At 40.5% G+C, this 16,774-nt stretch carries 18 protein-coding genes; 8 read left to right on the forward strand and 10 right to left on the reverse strand.

Features of this window, described 5'->3' with window-relative positions; genetic code table 11:
- Positions 1–139 precede the first annotated feature (139 nt).
- Positions 140–538, forward strand: coding sequence for an acyl-CoA thioesterase (locus tag BUA60_RS19800; RefSeq protein ID WP_072864819.1), 399 nt, complete (start codon positions 140–142; stop codon positions 536–538).
- Here BUA60_RS19800 and BUA60_RS19805 read toward each other — a convergent pair.
- The 4 genes from BUA60_RS19805 to ribD are packed head-to-tail and all read right to left on the reverse strand — an operon-like array spanning position 527 to position 3,658.
- Positions 527–1,138 (reverse strand): IMPACT family protein, encoded by a 612-nt coding sequence (locus BUA60_RS19805; protein ID WP_072864821.1) that lies wholly within the window; start codon positions 1,136–1,138, stop codon positions 527–529. The two genes, BUA60_RS19800 and BUA60_RS19805, sit on opposite strands and share 12 nt — an antisense overlap.
- 10 nt (positions 1,139–1,148) lie before the next feature.
- Positions 1,149–2,012 (reverse strand): DMT family transporter, encoded by an 864-nt coding sequence (locus BUA60_RS19810; RefSeq protein ID WP_072864823.1) that lies wholly within the window; start codon positions 2,010–2,012, stop codon positions 1,149–1,151.
- 1 nt (position 2,013) lies between these two features.
- Complete coding sequence (locus BUA60_RS19815) at positions 2,014–2,616, reverse strand: HAD family hydrolase (protein ID WP_072864825.1); 603 nt, start codon at positions 2,614–2,616, stop codon at positions 2,014–2,016.
- Positions 2,609–3,658, reverse strand: coding sequence for a bifunctional diaminohydroxyphosphoribosylaminopyrimidine deaminase/5-amino-6-(5-phosphoribosylamino)uracil reductase RibD (gene ribD, locus BUA60_RS19820; protein ID WP_072865063.1), 1,050 nt, complete (start codon positions 3,656–3,658; stop codon positions 2,609–2,611). The genes BUA60_RS19815 and ribD overlap by 8 nt, the downstream gene beginning before the upstream one ends.
- A 42-nt stretch (positions 3,659–3,700) precedes the next feature.
- Between ribD and BUA60_RS19825 the strand changes: the two genes are divergently transcribed.
- The 7 genes from BUA60_RS19825 (at position 3,701) to BUA60_RS19855 (ending at position 10,391) form a co-directional block, all read left to right on the forward strand.
- Complete coding sequence (locus tag BUA60_RS19825) at positions 3,701–4,186, forward strand: GNAT family N-acetyltransferase (protein WP_072864827.1); 486 nt, start codon at positions 3,701–3,703, stop codon at positions 4,184–4,186.
- A 68-nt stretch (positions 4,187–4,254) separates the two neighbouring features.
- The gene (prmC, locus tag BUA60_RS19830) at positions 4,255–5,127 is read left to right on the forward strand and encodes a peptide chain release factor N(5)-glutamine methyltransferase (protein WP_072864829.1); all 873 of its coding nucleotides are present in this window, start codon (positions 4,255–4,257) and stop codon (positions 5,125–5,127) included.
- Positions 5,128–5,216: 89 nt separating this feature from the next.
- On the forward strand, positions 5,217–5,798 hold the full coding sequence (locus BUA60_RS19835; RefSeq protein ID WP_072864831.1) for an LOG family protein: 582 nt from the start codon (positions 5,217–5,219) through the stop codon (positions 5,796–5,798).
- Positions 5,799–7,793, forward strand: a complete 1,995-nt coding sequence (gene ligA / locus BUA60_RS19840; RefSeq protein WP_072864833.1) for an NAD-dependent DNA ligase LigA — start codon at positions 5,799–5,801, stop codon at positions 7,791–7,793.
- Between the two features lie 94 nt (positions 7,794–7,887).
- Positions 7,888–9,222 (forward strand): GntP family permease, encoded by a 1,335-nt coding sequence (locus BUA60_RS19845; protein ID WP_072864835.1) that lies wholly within the window; start codon positions 7,888–7,890, stop codon positions 9,220–9,222.
- Positions 9,223–9,232: 10 nt separating this feature from the next.
- Complete coding sequence (locus BUA60_RS19850; protein ID WP_072864837.1) at positions 9,233–10,066, forward strand: fumarylacetoacetate hydrolase family protein; 834 nt, start codon at positions 9,233–9,235, stop codon at positions 10,064–10,066.
- Between the two features lie 22 nt (positions 10,067–10,088).
- Positions 10,089–10,391, forward strand: coding sequence for a hypothetical protein (locus BUA60_RS19855; RefSeq protein WP_072864839.1), 303 nt, complete (start codon positions 10,089–10,091; stop codon positions 10,389–10,391).
- Between the two features lie 146 nt (positions 10,392–10,537).
- On the opposite strand, the gene BUA60_RS19860 is transcribed toward BUA60_RS19855, so the two are convergent.
- From BUA60_RS19860 to BUA60_RS19885, 6 genes are all read right to left on the reverse strand, one after another.
- Complete coding sequence (locus BUA60_RS19860; RefSeq protein WP_072864841.1) at positions 10,538–11,314, reverse strand: NIPSNAP family protein; 777 nt, start codon at positions 11,312–11,314, stop codon at positions 10,538–10,540.
- 127 nt (positions 11,315–11,441) lie between these two features.
- A complete protein-coding gene (locus BUA60_RS19865; protein ID WP_072864844.1) occupies positions 11,442–13,751 on the reverse strand; it encodes an FdhF/YdeP family oxidoreductase in 2,310 nt (769 codons plus the stop codon).
- Positions 13,751–14,125, reverse strand: coding sequence for a DUF7009 family protein (locus BUA60_RS19870; protein ID WP_072864846.1), 375 nt, complete (start codon positions 14,123–14,125; stop codon positions 13,751–13,753). Before BUA60_RS19870 ends, BUA60_RS19865 begins: the two co-directional genes overlap by 1 nt.
- Positions 14,126–14,193: 68 nt before the next feature.
- A complete protein-coding gene (gene fdhD, locus BUA60_RS19875; RefSeq protein ID WP_072864848.1) occupies positions 14,194–15,027 on the reverse strand; it encodes a formate dehydrogenase accessory sulfurtransferase FdhD in 834 nt (277 codons plus the stop codon).
- A 9-nt stretch (positions 15,028–15,036) separates the two neighbouring features.
- Positions 15,037–15,948 (reverse strand): bifunctional metallophosphatase/5'-nucleotidase, encoded by a 912-nt coding sequence (locus BUA60_RS19880; protein WP_072864850.1) that lies wholly within the window; start codon positions 15,946–15,948, stop codon positions 15,037–15,039.
- 2 nt (positions 15,949–15,950) lie between these two features.
- Positions 15,951–16,715 (reverse strand): 5'-nucleotidase C-terminal domain-containing protein, encoded by a 765-nt coding sequence (locus BUA60_RS19885; protein ID WP_072864852.1) that lies wholly within the window; start codon positions 16,713–16,715, stop codon positions 15,951–15,953.
- Between the last annotated feature and the right edge of the window lie 59 nt (positions 16,716–16,774).

Here is a 16,774-nt window from a genome sequence, read left to right on the forward strand (position 1 = left end):
TGGGACTATCAAGTGGGCAAATATGTGAACAAATATTCTAAAAAAAAAATCCAAAGAGGTTGAATTTTCCCTTTTTTTTTCTCATGTTGTACCACAATATTTTCACACTTTTAAATATAAAGGTTTTACACGGAATAACATGGATTTTAATGAATTTTCTTTTAGGGTCAGGTATGGCGAAACAGATCAAATGGGCGTTGTTTATCATGGGAATTACGCGCAATATCTGGAGATGGGGCGGGTTGAATGGTTAAGGTCTATGGGCATTTCCTACAAAAAGATGGAAGAAAACGGAATAATGTTGCCTGTAATTTCTTTAAATATTTTATTTAAGAAATCGGCAGTATACGACGATCTTTTAACGGTTACAACTTATATCCGTAAGCGGCCGATGGTGAGAATAGAATTTGACTATGAGATACGCAATGAGGCCAAAGAATTGTTAATAGAGGCCAACACAGTTCTGGCATTTATGGATATGAAATCCAATAAGCCTATAAAATGTCCAGATTATATTCTCGATAAACTAGACATCTAGTTTTTTTATTTTTACTGGATACATTGCAGCAAAAATATTTTCGGTCAGTATGGCGTCATTTTTTCTAACCGATATTTCAAGGGTACAGTCCATTTCCATTTTTTGGGAGATAATTTCCATTTGATGTTGCTTTAGGATTCGCATTACCTTGTCCATCTCGGAATAATCAAAATGAAGCAAATATCGTTGCTGTAAAGTTTTTTCAATTATCTCGGCCGAATCAAGTGCCATTTGTGCGGCTGTCCTATAAGCGGATATCAAGCCGCCGACCCCTAGTTTTGTGCCGCCAAAGATTCGGGCTACGGCCACTAGGACATTGGTTACTCCAAAAGACTGTATTTGACCGTATATAGGCATTCCTGCCGAATTATTGGGTTCACCATCGTCATTGGCCCTGTAGTTAATATCCTCTATTCCCAATTGCCAGGCATAGCAAACATGGTTGGCAGTGTGGTGTTGTTTTTTAAGCGCTTCAATAATGGTTTTTACCTCATCCTCATGCTGTATCGGGTAGGCGTACCCAAAAAACTTGCTTTTGCGTTCTTTGAACAAAATTTCATCCGAAGGTGCTTTCAAGGTTTTGTAAACGTCCAACTCCATACTTAATCAATTAAAATAAAGCCACTAGTAAAATGCTGATTATGGCCAGTGAAATGCCCATCCAATTTTTGGCGCTGATGCGCTCCTTGAACAGGACAACGCCCAAAAGCGTAGAAAACATAACTATGGCTACATTGTTAATGGTGAAGACAGAAGAACTGTTAAGGTTCTCGTGCTGCAATGCGCGCAATAGGTAGAATATTGAAAAATAATTTAGAATGCCCAACGTAATTCCGCCAAGGGCAGTGGAAATATTTGGTAACGACCATTTTTTAAAGGATTTGATTGCAATAAACAGTAATCCTGTAGTTGCGGCCGAACCAAAAACCACCGCAGAAAATAAAGGAAACTCCACCTTGGGTACCAAGGTCTCCTCCAGATATTTAATACTTGTGTCTATGATTCCGGAACCAATAAAAACCAGAGCAGGCAGTATAATGCTATTCTTTTTGAGGGGGACATCCTTTTCTTTAATAGAGGCAAAATAGACGGCAGCTAGGGCCAATAGAATTCCTATGGATTTCAAAGCCCCCAGTTTTTCATTATAAACCAGCAAACCAAAAATAACCGGAATTACCAAGGACATTTTTGTGGCTACCGAGGCCACCGAAACCCCACTTTTTTGTGAGGTAGCTGCCATAAGATTAAAGACAAGGATGAACAATATTCCCAAAACCAAAGTTCCTAGAAACCATGGTTTTTCCGGAATTTCCAACAGATCAATTTTTCTTTCATAAAAATACATTCCAACCGAAGAAGCTACCACGTAGTTGATGATGATGGCGTAAAGGGTTTGAATCCTATAGGTGTCATACAACTTAAAAACCACAAAAATTAGGCTGGAAAATAGTATACTTAGCGCAAGGTCCAACATGCTAAAGTCTGTCGTTTAAATTAACCACATCTTCCTTGCCTACAATTAGATTCCAGGTTTTTATTCCCAATTCATTGGCTGCATCCGTATTTTCTTTAGTGTCATCTATAAAAAGGGTATCCTGGGGGTTTAATTTATTTTGTTCCAGAACAAATTGAAATATTTCGTGGTTGGGTTTTCTTAATTGGATTTCATGGGATAAATAAAACTGTTCAAACGAACTTTTAAATCGTTCAAAACTTTCTGTGCCCATAATCTTGATAACATGTGGAATGTGCAAGGCATTGGTATTGCTCAAAAGGAAAAGCCTATACCTATTTTCCTTGAACAAGTTTTCTATAAAGTTTAGTCGATATTCTGGAAAATCGAGCAACATGGAATTCCAAACATCGGTGATGGCCTGGGGGCTAAGGTGGGGAAAATCTGGTTGCAATCTTTCCACAAATTCCTGGGGACTAATTTTGCCAACTTCGAAGTCTTCGTTAATTCTATGGTATTTGGGCAAAAATTCTTGGATGCCGTTATCCTGCAGAGCTTTAAAAACTACCTGTTTGTCCAGATTGATGAATATGTCCCCAAAATCGAAAATAATGTTTTTAATCATGCTTTAGGAGTGTTAGTATGTCCGATTCTATTTGTGTTTCACTTTGAAGAAAACCATGGATTCTAGGGGATTCCAAGCCTTCACCAAATTTATTTTTACCCTTAAATATTCTAGCTTCGTCCCATAATTCGGAACCTATAAAGCTTTGTAGTGTTTTGGCCCCTCCTTCTATGATGACACTTATAATTTCATGCTTATGTAAAATGGCGCAAATTTGGGCAGCCAAATTTTTTTCAAAATCAATAATCTCATAAAAAATTCCCTGAGGTGGATTTTTAGGTCGATTGGCGGTAATAACAATGGTTTTTACGCTACCATCCAAAACATGGTGTTTATTGCCTATTTTCAACTCCCTGTCCAAAACAATTCTAATTGGATTTTTTCCTTTCCAATGACGAACGTTTAATTTGGGATTATCTGCCAATACTGTATTGGTCCCTACCAAAATGGCCTGTTCCTGACTGCGCCATTGGTGGACCAGTTGTTGGGAGTACGGATTGCTTATCCAATATGGTTGGGGATTGCTATTTCTTTTTTGATAGCTAGGGGCTATGAAGCCATCGGCCGTTTCGGCCCATTTCAAAATAATATAGGGCCTTTTTTTGGTATGGGAGGTTATGAACCGCTTATGGTGTTCCAAGCATTCTTTTTCCAGGATACCCACGGTGACATTGCAGCCAGCAACTTTTAATTTTTCAATGCCCTTACCGGCAACTTTTTCATGCGGGTCCAAAAGCCCTATAACAACATTTGGAATCTGATGTTTAACAATCAGGTCCGCACATGGAGGCGTTTTACCATAATGGGAACATGGTTCCAGGCTAACGTACAGGGTAGCTTTACTTAAAAGCGACTTGTCCTTTACGGAATTTATAGCATTTACCTCGGCATGGGAACCACCATAGGGACTGGTGTAACCTTCTCCTATAATTTTGTCTCCATGCACAATAACACTGCCCACCATGGGATTGGGAAAGGCGGTCCCAAGGCCATTTTTGGCGAGCTGTATACATCTTGAAATATATTTTTCGTGTATCTTCACTTCGTAAAAATAGAACAATATAAGTAGATTATTGGTAATCATATGTTAGTCACTACCATAAGGGAAATTCAGCCTCAAGACAATGATAAGGTTGCCAGGGTAATAAGAAAAGTTTTGGAGGATCTTGGGGTTCCTAAAGTGGGCACTGCCTATGCCGATAAGGCCTTGGATCAAATGTTTGAAAACTATGACCTGCCCCGGGCCGCTTATTTTGTGGCGGAAGAAAATGGTAGGATTATTGGCTGTGCAGGAATCGCCCAATTGGAAAATTACAATGGTAACGTATGCGAATTGCAGAAAATGTATTTCTTGGAAGAGGCTAGGGGCAGGGGATTGGGAGTTAAAATGATAAATCTTTGTTTGGATAGGGCTATCGAATATGGTTATGAACACTGTTATTTGGAGACCATGCCCTATATGAAGGATGCCCAAAAATTATATTTAAAGACCGGGTTTCATTATATCCAAGAGCCCATGGGTAATACCGGTCATTATTCATGTCCGGTGTGGATGCTTAAAAGTCTATAGATGCGATATCAACCATTTTTGAGCGTTTTTAGGTACATGGTGATTACAAGGTTTGCCAAAATTTTAGAATGTTATTAAAAGAGATTAAAAATATATACCATTTAGAGCTGGATCCCCTGTTTCCACAGGAAGAGGTGGATAGTTTTTTTTATTTGGTAATAAATCATTATTTGGGCTTGGAGAGATTTGTTCTTGCCATGCAACCTAATCTTGTAGTGTCCAAGGATAATGAGGAACCATTGTTTTATGCCTTGAGCCAATTAAAACAAGAACGTCCTATTCAATATATTCTAGGGAAGGCCCATTTTTGCGATCTCGAGTTTGGGGTAGATGAAAACGTATTGATACCTAGGTCCGAAACTGAGGAACTGGTTTATTGGATTCTAAATGAGGTTCAACAAGGGACTAGGCAGGAAGGGTTAAAAATACTTGATATTGGCACAGGAAGCGGTTGTATTGCCATATCCCTGGCCAAAAACTTGCCCAATGCCAAGGTGTATGCCCTGGATATTTCAAAAAAAGCATTGCAGATTGCACAGCAGAACGCTGTGGACAATGAGGTTGACATTGTCTTTTTGGAAGCGGATATTTTGTCCATGGAGGGCTTTAAGGATAAATTTGATGTAATAGTATCCAATCCTCCCTACGTAAGGGAATTGGAAAAAAAGGAAATGAAAAATAATGTCTTGGAGCACGAACCTGGTTTGGCTCTTTTTGTTTCCGATGGGGACCCTTTAATTTTCTACAAAAAAATAACACTTTTTGCCTTAAACCACCTAAAGACAGGTGGGATGCTGTTTTTTGAGATAAATCAATATCTTGGCGAAGAAATGAAACAACTGCTCGAAGCCGGAAATTTTTCCGAAATTGAACTCAGAAAGGATATGTATGGAAATGATAGAATGTTAAAAGCAGTACTCAATCCCAATGGATTAAGTTAGGATATTAGTCGTGGTCATGGACCCTAAAGGCACAAGGAAAAAGAAGGATATAGATACTAATATTTACCCAAGAGGAAGGATTAATAAACATGGAGAGCATAGTCGTATTTTGTGGAAGTAGTGAGGGCAATGATCAGGAAATAGTGGATTGCGCCTATCGATTGGGGGCGACCTTTGCAACGGAAGGTATTACCTTGGTCTATGGGGCCGCTAAAATAGGTATTATGGGCAGGGTAGCACAGGGAGCCTTGGACTACAATGGTAAGGTCATAGGTGTCATCCCCGATTTTTTAAAATTAAAGGAGGTATTCCATAGCGGACTTACCAAACTTATAATTACTGAAAATATGCATCAACGAAAGTTAAAGATGCATGACCTCTCCGACGGAATTATTACACTTCCAGGTGGGTTTGGTACCATGGAGGAGTTGTTTGAGATGATTACCTGGGCACAACTTGGGCTCCATCAAAAGCCAATAGGACTGTTAAATGTCAACGGGTTTTATGATGAATTGCTCGCTATGTTACGTACCATGGTAAATAAAGGATTTTTGAAGCAGGAATATTACGATATATTGTTGGTAGATAACTCTATAGACGGACTTTTACATAAAATGAAAAATTACGAACCCTTGCCATTGCCAATTTGGATTAAAAAGGATCAACTATAAATGGAAATTAAAGAAAAAATAGAAAGCCTGAGAACGGAGCTTCGGGAGCATAATTATAATTATTACGTATTGGACAATGCCACTATTTCCGACTTTGAGTTTGATATGAAACTGAAGGAGCTGCAGGCTCTTGAGGCAAAACATCCCGAATTTTACGATGCCAGTTCCCCGACATTAAGGGTGGGGGGTGCAATTACCAAAAATTTTGAAACGGTGGTGCACGAACATCGTATGTATTCCTTGGACAATTCATACTCCAAAGAAGATCTGGAAGATTGGGAAAAACGAATACAAAAAATATTGGGCGATGCCCCTGTTGAATTTACCTGTGAGCTCAAATACGATGGAGCATCCATTAGTTTAACCTATGAAAATGGCCAGTTGGTTAAGGGGGTGACCCGAGGTGATGGCTTTCAGGGCGATGATGTCACCAGTAATATAAAGACCATTAGATCGGTGCCCTTACAATTAAAAGGGGATTACCCTCCCAAATTTGATATCCGTGGGGAGATCGTTTTGCCTTTTGAAGGCTTTGCCAAAATGAACCAAGAAAGGATAGAGAATGGGGAAGAGCCATATATGAACCCAAGAAATACAGCTTCTGGCAGCTTAAAATTACAAGACAGTGCCCTAGTTGCTGAAAGACCCTTGGATTGCTTACTGTACAGTATTGTGGGCGTAAATTTAAAATTGGAATCCCAATGGCAAATGTTGGAAAAAGCTAGGGATTGGGGATTTAAAGTTCCAAAAGCGGCCAAATTATGTAAAACTACGGATGAGGTTCTTGAGTTTATAGAGTATTGGGACAAACATAGGCACGAATTACCTTATGAGACGGATGGGGTGGTGATTAAAGTGAATAGTATACAGCACCAAGAGGAACTGGGATATACTTCCAAATCCCCTCGTTGGGCCATGGCCTACAAATTCAAGGCGGAACAGGTCTCCACCGTGTTAAACGAAATTACTTATCAGGTTGGGCGTACAGGGGCCATAACCCCGGTTGCCAATTTAGAGCCAGTACTTTTGGCCGGTACTACAGTGAAAAGGGCATCCTTACATAATGCAGATCAAATAGAGAAACTGGATATAAGGGAGGGGGACACCGTCTTTGTGGAAAAAGGAGGGGAAATAATCCCGAAAATAGTGGGTGTGGATTTTACTAAAAGACCTATCCATTCCCAGCCTACCCAATATATAAATCATTGCCCGGAGTGCCATACCCCATTGGAGCGTAGCGAGGGAGATGCCAAACATTATTGCCCCAATGAGTATGGATGTCCTCCCCAGATTACGGGACGTATACAACATTATATTTCCCGTAAGGCAATGGATATAGAGGGGCTTGGAGGTGAAACCGTTGAACTTCTCTTTAAGGAAGGACTTATTGAGAATTACGCAGACCTTTATTTACTTACCAAAGAGCAACTTATACCCTTGGAACGTATGGCAGAAAAGTCGGCCGAAAATCTGGTAAAAGGGGTTGCCGACTCGGTTAAAATACCATTTGAAAGGGTGCTCTTTGCCTTGGGTATCAGGTTTGTAGGGGAAACCGTGGCCAAGAAACTGGCAAGGGCCTATAAAAATATAGATGGCCTTATGATAGCGACCGTAGAGGAATTAATGACGGTTGATGAAATTGGCCAACGTATTGCAGAAAGCGTGGTATCGTTTTTTGGAAACGATATTAACCTTGAAATTATTTCCAGGTTAAGGCAATACGGGGTACAATTTGAGGTCTCTGCCGACAAACTGGAGAATCAGACCGATATCCTAAAAGGGCAGACCTTTGTGGTATCCGGGGTTTTTGAGAATCTGAGTAGGGATGAACTCAAAAAATTGATAGAGGACAACGGTGGAAAGGTAGGCTCTAGTATTTCTTCAAAAACTTCTTATCTTGTGGCAGGGGACAAGATGGGGCCCAGCAAAAGAACCAAGGCCGAAAGTCTTGGGGTTCCCATTATTTCGGAGGCCGATTTCTTGAATATGCTATAATGAATATGGCCACGGGAAAATAAATGAAAAGTGCTAGAAGTAGAAAAAAATAAGGGTATATGAGGGTAAAAGATATTTGTACTAAATCGTAATTATGTATACCATAATACTTCTTTTGTTTTGTATTGCATTCATAATTGTGGCCTCGACCCGTTTTAAACTTCACCCTTTTTTGGCGTTGCTTGCCGCTAGTTTATTATTCGGTATTTTTTCGGGACTCCCCTTGGATGAGCTAATAAAGACCATTAATGATGGTTTTGGTGGCACTATCGGTGGCATTGGCATTATCATTATAGCGGGTTTAATAATAGGGACTTTTATGGAAAAATCGGGCGGGGCCTATACCTTGGCCAACCTTGTCTTAAAAATCATTGGTCCCAAACGTGTTCATATGGCGATGGGTTTTATTGGTTATTTTGTATCCATACCAGTATTTGCGGATAGCGGTTTTATTATCGTCTCGCCATTAAATAGGGCACTTACCAAAAAGGCAAAATTGTCCTTGGCGGGAACAGCAGTGGCCCTGTCACTAGGCTTAATGGCTTCCCACACTATGGTGCCACCAACTCCTGGACCCATCGCTGCAGCCGGAATCTTAGGTGCAGATTTGGGACAGGTTATCCTATTTGGCCTAATGACCAGTGTACCGGCCTTATTGGTGTGTATTTTGTTCGCCAAAAAAATAGGTTCCAAAATATTTATAGATCCATCACCAAAGCTAACGGAGGAGCAGATCAATACCCAGTTAAAAAACGCTCCATCGGTTTTTAAATCCTTTATACCTATAGTCGTTCCCATTATTCTTATTGTGTTGAGGTCTTTTGCCGAATATCCCACTATGCCGTTTGGGGACGGAACTTTTAAGTATGCCATAGGATTTGTGGGTAACCCAGTGGTGGCCCTTTTGATCGGAATGGTACTGTCCTTTACCCTGCCCAAGAAGTTGGATAAGGAAATGTTGAGCACCTCGGGATGGATAGGGGAGGCACTTACTTCGGCAGCCATAATTATATTAATTACCGGGGCCGGTGGGGCTTTTGGAAAAGTACTACAGACTTCGGACATTAGTTCTTTGCTGGAGAATAATGTGTCTAACGGAAATTTGGGAATATGGCTTCCATTCCTGATTGCTGCCGGCATCAAGACAGCGCAGGGCTCCTCTACAGTAGCCATAATTACAACAGCTTCGATAATTGCACCTTTGATGCTTGCAATGGGTTTTGATACCGAGGTTTCAAAAGCATTGGCGGTCATTGCCATTGGCGCTGGTGCATCCCTGGTATCCCATGCCAACGATAGTTTCTTTTGGGTCGTAACCCAAATGAGTGATATGAAGGTAAATCAAGGATATAGAACACATAGTTTGGGGACAGCCATTTTAGGCTTTTCTGCAATGATCGTTCTAACTATAATAAGTTTAATAATCTAATCTTTAAAGAATGAAAGTTTATAAGACCAACCAAGGAATTTTGATTGAAAATGACCAGAAATTTTATCTAATCGATAAGGAATGGGATTCGTTTATTACCGATGATGCCATATACGATAATACACTAAGTTTGATTTCCAAGCTTGATCCTATTGAAAATAGTGATGCCATTTTAGGCAGAAGTTTAATGCCACCCGTGGGACGCCAAGAAATTTGGGCGTCCGGAGTAACCTATTATAAGAGTAGGGAGGCTCGTATTGAAGAATCCAAAGATGCGGGTGGAGGTGATTTTTACGACCGCGTCTACAATGCGGAAAGGCCGGAATTATTTTTTAAAAGTACGGCCAGTAGGGCAGTGGGTCATAAGCAGGATGTCAGGATCAGAAAGGATTCCAAATGGAATGTTCCGGAACCTGAACTGACCTTGGTGATAACCCCAAATGCCAAAATAATAGGCTATACCATTGGTAATGACATGAGTTCTAGGGATATTGAAGGAGAAAATCCCTTATATCTTCCCCAGGCCAAGAGTTATGATGGGGCAGCGGCTGTTGGCCCTTGTATTTGGCTGAGCAAAGAGCCTATTTCCATGGATACCAAAATAAAAATACAAATTGTGCGTAAAGGAAATACGGTATTTGAGGGGGAGACCGAGGTGGGTCAAATGAAAAGAAAACTTACCGATCTTGTTCATTATTTGTATCGTGAAATGTCCTTTCCTTTTGGAAGTCTTTTAATGACGGGGACAGGTGTGGTTCCTCCTGATTCTTTTACCTTGAACCATGGGGATGTTGTTAACATTACGGTCGATTCTATAGGGACCCTTTCCAATACCGTAGCCTAATTGTCCAAATAAATTAAGAGTGATGTCCGTTCCAAAAAGTTTTGAAGAGTTTAATGCTACCCTGTCCCAACAATCCGCACCATCATCTTGGCCTGAAGCCTTACGAGCCATGTGGTTTGATGCCAAAGGGGATTGGGAATCTTCACACGATATAGCACAGGACCTACATAATACCAATGGCAGTTGGATTCATGCCTATCTGCACCGAAAGGAAGGTGATAAGTTTAATGCCGGATATTGGTATAGAATGGCCGGAAAGAAATTTCCAAGTACGAACTTGGAAGACGAACAACGGCAATTGGTGGAGTATTTTTTAACGCAATAACTGCAATGTTGTTTGTTTTGGGATAATGCCAAGTAGTTATAACGAAAGAAAGCGGTCATGGGTATATGCCATGACCGCTTTTTTGCAATTAATGTTCGTTGTTCCAAGGGGTATTTGCCATAATGGAAAAAGCCCCGGGTTTACGATCAATAATCGGAATATTCAGTTGGGTAGAAGAAACGTGTAACGTTTTTGGAAACATTGTTTTGGTAATTGGGATCCGATTTTAGTTTGTTCCAAACTGGCGAGTCGGAAAAGGATTTCCAATGTGCATCCCTACTGGCCTGATTTTCAAATGTGGTCATGTACATAAGGTTCGGCATTGTTGCACCGGACAATACCTCGCCATAGAATACGGCATTAAATCCTAAATTGTCAAAAAGGCTTACTTCCCCGCCTTTGTTGAACATCTCTACCTTGTTTATGTATTTGGCCTCTGTTGCTGATTCGTAACTTCTTAATTCATAGATACGGTCTTTACGTGGACCGCTTAAAGGAGAGGGCTTCATTTTTGGCATATCCACAAAGGCTTTTAAAATAACAGATTCAACCCGGCTATAAGGTGGGTTTGTATATGGGGCGTCCAAAAAATCTTTGGCGGCTGCCATATATACCTTATCCTTTTGAAGTTTGGCATCTATTGTTTCCAAATCTCCAAGATTTTTCATAGGGATCAATACTTTTATGCTTCTGGGATTTAAAGAATCGATTGTTCTTGGTTTAAAAACTCCCACGTTCTTGATATTGAGTTTTTTAAGCGCAGGCAACAAGGCCTTGCCAAGATATTGGTCCGTGGTTTTTTCCTGTTCCTCCGTATCCAGGAGGTAGGTTTTTAGTTGGTAATATTCCCGCTGGTTGGCCTGACTATAGGTGTTTATTGTAAATAGTAATAAAAGAACTGAAATATAAGCAGTTTTATACATTGAAATTAATTTAAGATAATTAATACTTTTTTGGTGCCTGTTAAGTTAGGACTTTTGAAAATAATGTAACAGTTTTTTAATAAAAACAAACAATGTTGCCTTTATTCCTTAATTATAACAGCAAAATCTAGGATAAATGTTTTTTAAGCTTAATGACCACCGATTTGGAAGTAGGGGTATTGCTTTTATCGGCAGTGCTGTTTAATGGTACTAGGACATTGGCCTCGGGAAAATAGGTGGCACAGCATTTTTCAGGGATATTGTAAGGCAAAACGATGAACTTCGGTGCTACCCGTTCCGTATTGTTGTGGAAATTGTAAAGGTCTACCAAATCCCTATCCTTGAGATGGTAACTTTTAATATCCTTGGGATGCATTAATATAACCCTCCGTTCATTGAATATGCCCCTATAGCGATCATTCAGTCCATAAATGGTGGTGTTAAATTGATCATGGCTCCTTATGGTCATCATTAAAAGCTCACCTTCGTCCAATACAATGGCCTCACTATAGGATATACTGAAATTGGCCTTCCCACTTGTGGTATTATAGGAATTGTCCCTTGCCCCGTTGGGCAAATAAAAGCCGGAAGGCTGTCTTACCCTTTGGTTGTAGTTTTCAAATCCGGGAATGCATTCCTCGATACTGTTCCTGATATGGTCGTAATGTTGCATATATTTTGGCCAGTCTACTTTGGAATTTTTTAGGGTGGCCATGGCCAATTGGCAAACAATGGCAGGTTCGCTTAGCATCTTGGACGATATGGGCTTAAGACCTCCCTTGGAGCTGTGAACAACCCCCATGGAATTTTCAACACTTACAAACTGTAATTCGCTATTAATATGGTCTTCGTCCGTTCTGCCCAAGCAGGGTAAAATTATGGCCTCCTTACCATGAATAAGGTGACTGCGGTTAAGCTTGGTGGACACCTGTACGGTTAGGTCGCATTTTTGAAGTGCCTCTGCCGTAAATAGGGTATCTGGGGTTGCGGAAAGAAAATTACCGCCCATGGCAAAAAACACCCGGGCCTTGCCGGAATGCATGGCTTTAATACTTTCTACGGTATCAAATCCATGTTTGCGCGGTGGGTTGAAACGGAATAATTTCTCCAGCCGGTCCAAAAATGATTGTGAGGGCTTTTCGTAAATACCCATAGTTCGGTCTCCCTGCACATTACTGTGACCACGTACCGGGCAGGTACCGGCACCTGGTTTTCCGATACTTCCTTTTAAGAGTAAAAGGTTTACGACCTCTTTGATGGTATTTACCGAATTCTTATGTTGGGTAAGGCCCATAGCCCAGCATGCAATAATCTTATTGGTGTTGCACAGAATATTGGCTACTCTTTGTAACGTTTGCAGGGGAATACCGCATTCGGCAATTAAATTGTTTAGGTCTAGTGTTCTTATGTGCGTTAGGTAATCTTCAAAACCTTGGGTTTTTTCTTTTATAAAATCCAAATCACAAACAGCCCCAGGACGTTTATCCTCCTCGATCATCATAAGTTTTACCAAGGCCTGAAGGAGTGCCATATCCCCATTTATTTTTACCTGAAGGTATAGATCCGTTAATTTCGACCTTATTCCAAGGGCACCTTTTATTTCCTGGGGATTGTTGAAATTTAACAATCCGGTTTCAATGATCGGATTAATTGAGATTATGGTAGCGCCATTTTCTTTGGCTTTTTTGAGGGCACTGAGCATTCTAGGGTGATTGGTGCCCGGATTTTGCCCCAGGATCAGGATAACCTCAGTTTCGTAAAAATCTTCTAGTTTTACAGAGCCTTTGCCTATGCCCAAGGTATCAGTAAGGGCAACGCCACTACTTTCATGACACATATTGCTACAGTCCGGCATATTGTTGGTGCCGTATTCCCGAACAAAAAGCTGGTATAGGAAGGCAGCCTCATTGCTTGTCCTTCCCGAGGTGTAAAATATAGCCTCGTCTGGACTTTTTAACCTGTTTAGATGTTTTGCGATTTTGGAGAAAGCCCCTTCCCAACTTATTTCTTGATAGTGATCTGAGCCTTCCGGCAAGTACATAGGCTGCGCCAACCTACCTTTTTTTCCTATTTCATAATCTGAAAGCATGGAAAGTTGGGAAACACTATTTTTAGCGAAAAAGGCGGCATCCAGTTTTTTGGTAGTGGCTTCTTCGGCAATGGCCTTGGCGCCATTTTCGCAATATTCGGCTATAGCGCTTCGCTCATCATCCGGATCTGGCCAGGCACAGCCAGGACAATCAATTCCACCCTTTTGGTTGAGGTTGGCAAGTGCTTTTAATCCTCGACCGAGTCCCATTTCCCCAAATACATGTTTTGCAGAGGAGATAACCGCAGGAATACCAGCAGCCACCTTTTTGGGACTTGAAGTTTTAAGACCGGTTAATTTTGCCGGTGATGTAGGTTCGGGATATGATTTTTCAGGGTCGTCTGCCATTATTTTTCGGTTGTTGCCTTGGGGTTGGGGTAATTATCCGATTGGTCCTCTACACGCTCATCCAAGCAAACAAAATCCTTTTCCAATAATAAACTAAGCACCTGTCCGTCGTTTAGAACCATCTTGTTTTCATAGCCTACCCGATCAATATCTGGCCATGTTAAACTTTCATTCTTAGGTAGATATAGCGTAATGGTGTCTTCTTTAAACTCGGCTTGCAGGCCGGTTATGTTTTCCTTGGCAGCAACGGCATAGACAAAATTCTTGCCATTAAAAGCGGTCTGTTGCTTGTAGTGGCCGTCTTTCTTCAAAGATTCAACCTCCGAACGGGTAAGTCTATAACGAACCGAATTTCCTTGTATCCTAATTTTCATTCAAACAATATTTTAAACCTAATTCTATAAAGTTAGGTATTCGACTATCAGCTTCAAAGTTTAGATTCCTAAATTTTAATCCGTTTCGGGCCAGTGTAGATGTTATATCTGGTTTCGTTTAGAAATCCTATTAAGGTAATATCATGTTCCAAGGCCATTTCCACGGCCAAACTGGAGGGAGCTCCCACTGCCATAATAAAATGAATACCTGCCATGGCTGCTTTTTGTATCAATTCGAAGCTGGCGCGACCGCTCAGAAACAATAAATGCTGATCCAAGGGCAAAAGGTCCTGGGTAACTAAATGGCCAATTATTTTGTCCAAAGCGTTATGTCTTCCAACATCCTCGCGTATGGTAATCAATTCGCCATTAACATTGAACAATGCAGCTGCATGTATCCCTCCGGTATTGTTAAAAATATTTTGCTCTTGCTTTAGAATGCCGGGAAAGGATTTAATAAGATTTTTATCGACCTGAAAATCAGCCAGGGAAGGAGGTAAGCGACAGATAGTTTTTATGGCATCTATACTGGCTTTGCCGCAAACACCGCAGCTACTACTAGTGTAGAAATGTCGTTCCAGTTTACCAAGATCTATATTTTCGGAATTATTTAGTTGGACATTTATACTGTTTTCACCAAGGATGATCCCTTTAATTTGATCTGAAGCTTGAATAATGCCCTCGGTAAAAAGAAATCCAATGGCCAAGTCCTGATCATGACCTGGCGTTCTCATAGTAATGGAAATATTTTTATTGGTAATGGGGGATTCTGGTTCTAAAATACTGATACTGATTTGTAATGGCTCCTCAACAGCTATATCATCCATATGTTCCACAAAATCATCTCCCAATACCTTGATAATTTTTTTTGAAACTATAGATTTATCTTTTTCCTGAATCATAATATGGGGTTATACCTTAATGGATACTCCATCAGCACCGTTTTGCTTGCCTTCGTCGAAATAAAAATCGATTCTACCTAAATTAATACCGAAGCAGCCTACTTGGTTTACTAATATTTGTTTGTTTTTTCTATTGTTAACTATGGTGGGCCTATCCAAAAATGTATGTGTATGCCCGCCAATAATTAGGTCAATGTTCTCTGTTCTTGCCGCTAACTTTAAGTCATCGGGTTTTTGAGGGTTTTGATATTGATATCCTAAATGGGACAGACAAATAATTAAATCACATTTTTCCTCATCTTTTAAGGTCCGGCTCACATCTTGTGCAATTTCTATGGGGTCTAGATAAACTGTTTCTTGGTACAGCTTTTTGGACACCAGACCCGCGAGCTCTATTCCCAATCCAAAAACCCCAATCTTAATTCCATCTACCATATATATTTTATATGGTTGTACATGACTGTCCATTAGGGTATTGGTAAAGTCGTAATTGGCAGATAAAAAATCAAAGGAGGCATAGGGCAGTTGGGCATACAGGCCATTAAGGCCATTGTCAAAATCGTGATTGCCAATGGTAGCGGCATCATATTTTAACATGCTCATTAGTTTAAATTCCAATTCTCCCCCATAAAAATTGAAGTAGGGTGTCCCCTGAAAGATATCCCCTGCGTCAAATAACAGGGTATTAGGGTTTTCTTTTCTAATTTGATCCACCAAAGTTGCCCTTCTTGCCAGGCCGCCCAAGTTGGGATAGGCGGAATGGTTGTTGGGAAAGGGGTCTATATGGCTATGTACATCGTTGGTATGCAAGATAGTAATGTGCTTTTTCCCGGAATTTTGGCAAGAATTCATGGATAGCCCACCTATGCCAATAAATGCGGCAGAGGCTGCTGTACCCGATATAAATTTTCTACGTTCCATAATTAATTAATTTGCAAAAACCGGTCATCCGTAACCGCACTAAGGGTGTCTATTTTCTTAAAATAATCAATCAGTGTATTTCTGATTAGATAATCTGAATCCGTCAAAGTAAGGTATTCTTTTAAAAAATCCATTTTATCACCACCAGTGATCAAATAATCCGAGGTGGCAACATAATAAGTCCTGTTTTCGTCAAATGGTTTCCCCTGAATGTTTACCGCTTGCAAACTTTTATTTTTATCCACGATTATCTGAATCCCGGAAATAGGGTGGGCAACGCTGGACTTTGTTAAGAACGATACCATTGCCCTAATTGCCTTGCCGTCCAATTCGGCAATAACTATCGAGTTTTCAAAAGGCATGACTTCATAGGCCGTACGTTCGGTAATGTCCCCTTGTGAAATTACGGATCGGATACTGCCAAAGTTAAGAAGTACAAAATCTATTTGTTTCCCGGTTCTGGCGGCAAAAACAGGATTTACTTCCTGCATTACAATGTCTGCCATTAAATTGCCGGCGGGAGAATTCAATGTACCCTCTGTTTTGGATATCGCTTTTGGGGCGTAGGCCAAAACACTGTCCAATACCTCATTGATTCTGTTGCGATATGGGGCAATGACGTTTTCTACGGAGTCTTTTGGTGTAGCAGCGTAATTGATCTGAATCCTTTGACCCTCAATATTTCTGAGCTTGGGAACGGATTCCTTGCAACTCTGCGCGAGCAGTAATGTTGCAATTATAACAAAATGTTTGTTTTTTAAATCCATATACTTCTTACCTTCGTATAAATATTGAGGTGATATTATTTACATTTACAATCTTGAAA

It is taken from the genome of Arenibacter palladensis, from assembly GCF_900129275.1.
GTDB classification, from domain to species: domain Bacteria; phylum Bacteroidota; class Bacteroidia; order Flavobacteriales; family Flavobacteriaceae; genus Arenibacter; species Arenibacter palladensis.

Coding starts and splice junctions, on each gene's coding strand:
- BUA60_RS19800 (WP_072864819.1), top strand. CDS start 140: ATGGATTTTAATGAATTTTCTTTTAGGGTCAGGTATGGCGAAACAGAT.
- BUA60_RS19805 (WP_072864821.1), bottom strand. CDS start 1,138: ATGGAGTTGGACGTTTACAAAACCTTGAAAGCACCTTCGGATGAAATT.
- BUA60_RS19810 (WP_072864823.1), bottom strand. CDS start 2,012: ATGTTGGACCTTGCGCTAAGTATACTATTTTCCAGCCTAATTTTTGTG.
- BUA60_RS19815 (WP_072864825.1), bottom strand. CDS start 2,616: ATGATTAAAAACATTATTTTCGATTTTGGGGACATATTCATCAATCTG.
- BUA60_RS19825 (WP_072864827.1), top strand. CDS start 3,701: ATGTTAGTCACTACCATAAGGGAAATTCAGCCTCAAGACAATGATAAG.
- prmC (WP_072864829.1), top strand. CDS start 4,255: ATGTTATTAAAAGAGATTAAAAATATATACCATTTAGAGCTGGATCCC.
- BUA60_RS19835 (WP_072864831.1), top strand. CDS start 5,217: ATGGAGAGCATAGTCGTATTTTGTGGAAGTAGTGAGGGCAATGATCAG.
- ligA (WP_072864833.1), top strand. CDS start 5,799: ATGGAAATTAAAGAAAAAATAGAAAGCCTGAGAACGGAGCTTCGGGAG.
- BUA60_RS19845 (WP_072864835.1), top strand. CDS start 7,888: ATGTATACCATAATACTTCTTTTGTTTTGTATTGCATTCATAATTGTG.
- BUA60_RS19850 (WP_072864837.1), top strand. CDS start 9,233: ATGAAAGTTTATAAGACCAACCAAGGAATTTTGATTGAAAATGACCAG.
- BUA60_RS19855 (WP_072864839.1), top strand. CDS start 10,089: ATGTCCGTTCCAAAAAGTTTTGAAGAGTTTAATGCTACCCTGTCCCAA.
- BUA60_RS19860 (WP_072864841.1), bottom strand. CDS start 11,314: ATGTATAAAACTGCTTATATTTCAGTTCTTTTATTACTATTTACAATA.
- BUA60_RS19865 (WP_072864844.1), bottom strand. CDS start 13,751: ATGGCAGACGACCCTGAAAAATCATATCCCGAACCTACATCACCGGCA.
- BUA60_RS19870 (WP_072864846.1), bottom strand. CDS start 14,125: ATGAAAATTAGGATACAAGGAAATTCGGTTCGTTATAGACTTACCCGT.
- fdhD (WP_072864848.1), bottom strand. CDS start 15,027: ATGATTCAGGAAAAAGATAAATCTATAGTTTCAAAAAAAATTATCAAG.
- BUA60_RS19880 (WP_072864850.1), bottom strand. CDS start 15,948: ATGGAACGTAGAAAATTTATATCGGGTACAGCAGCCTCTGCCGCATTT.
- BUA60_RS19885 (WP_072864852.1), bottom strand. CDS start 16,715: ATGGATTTAAAAAACAAACATTTTGTTATAATTGCAACATTACTGCTC.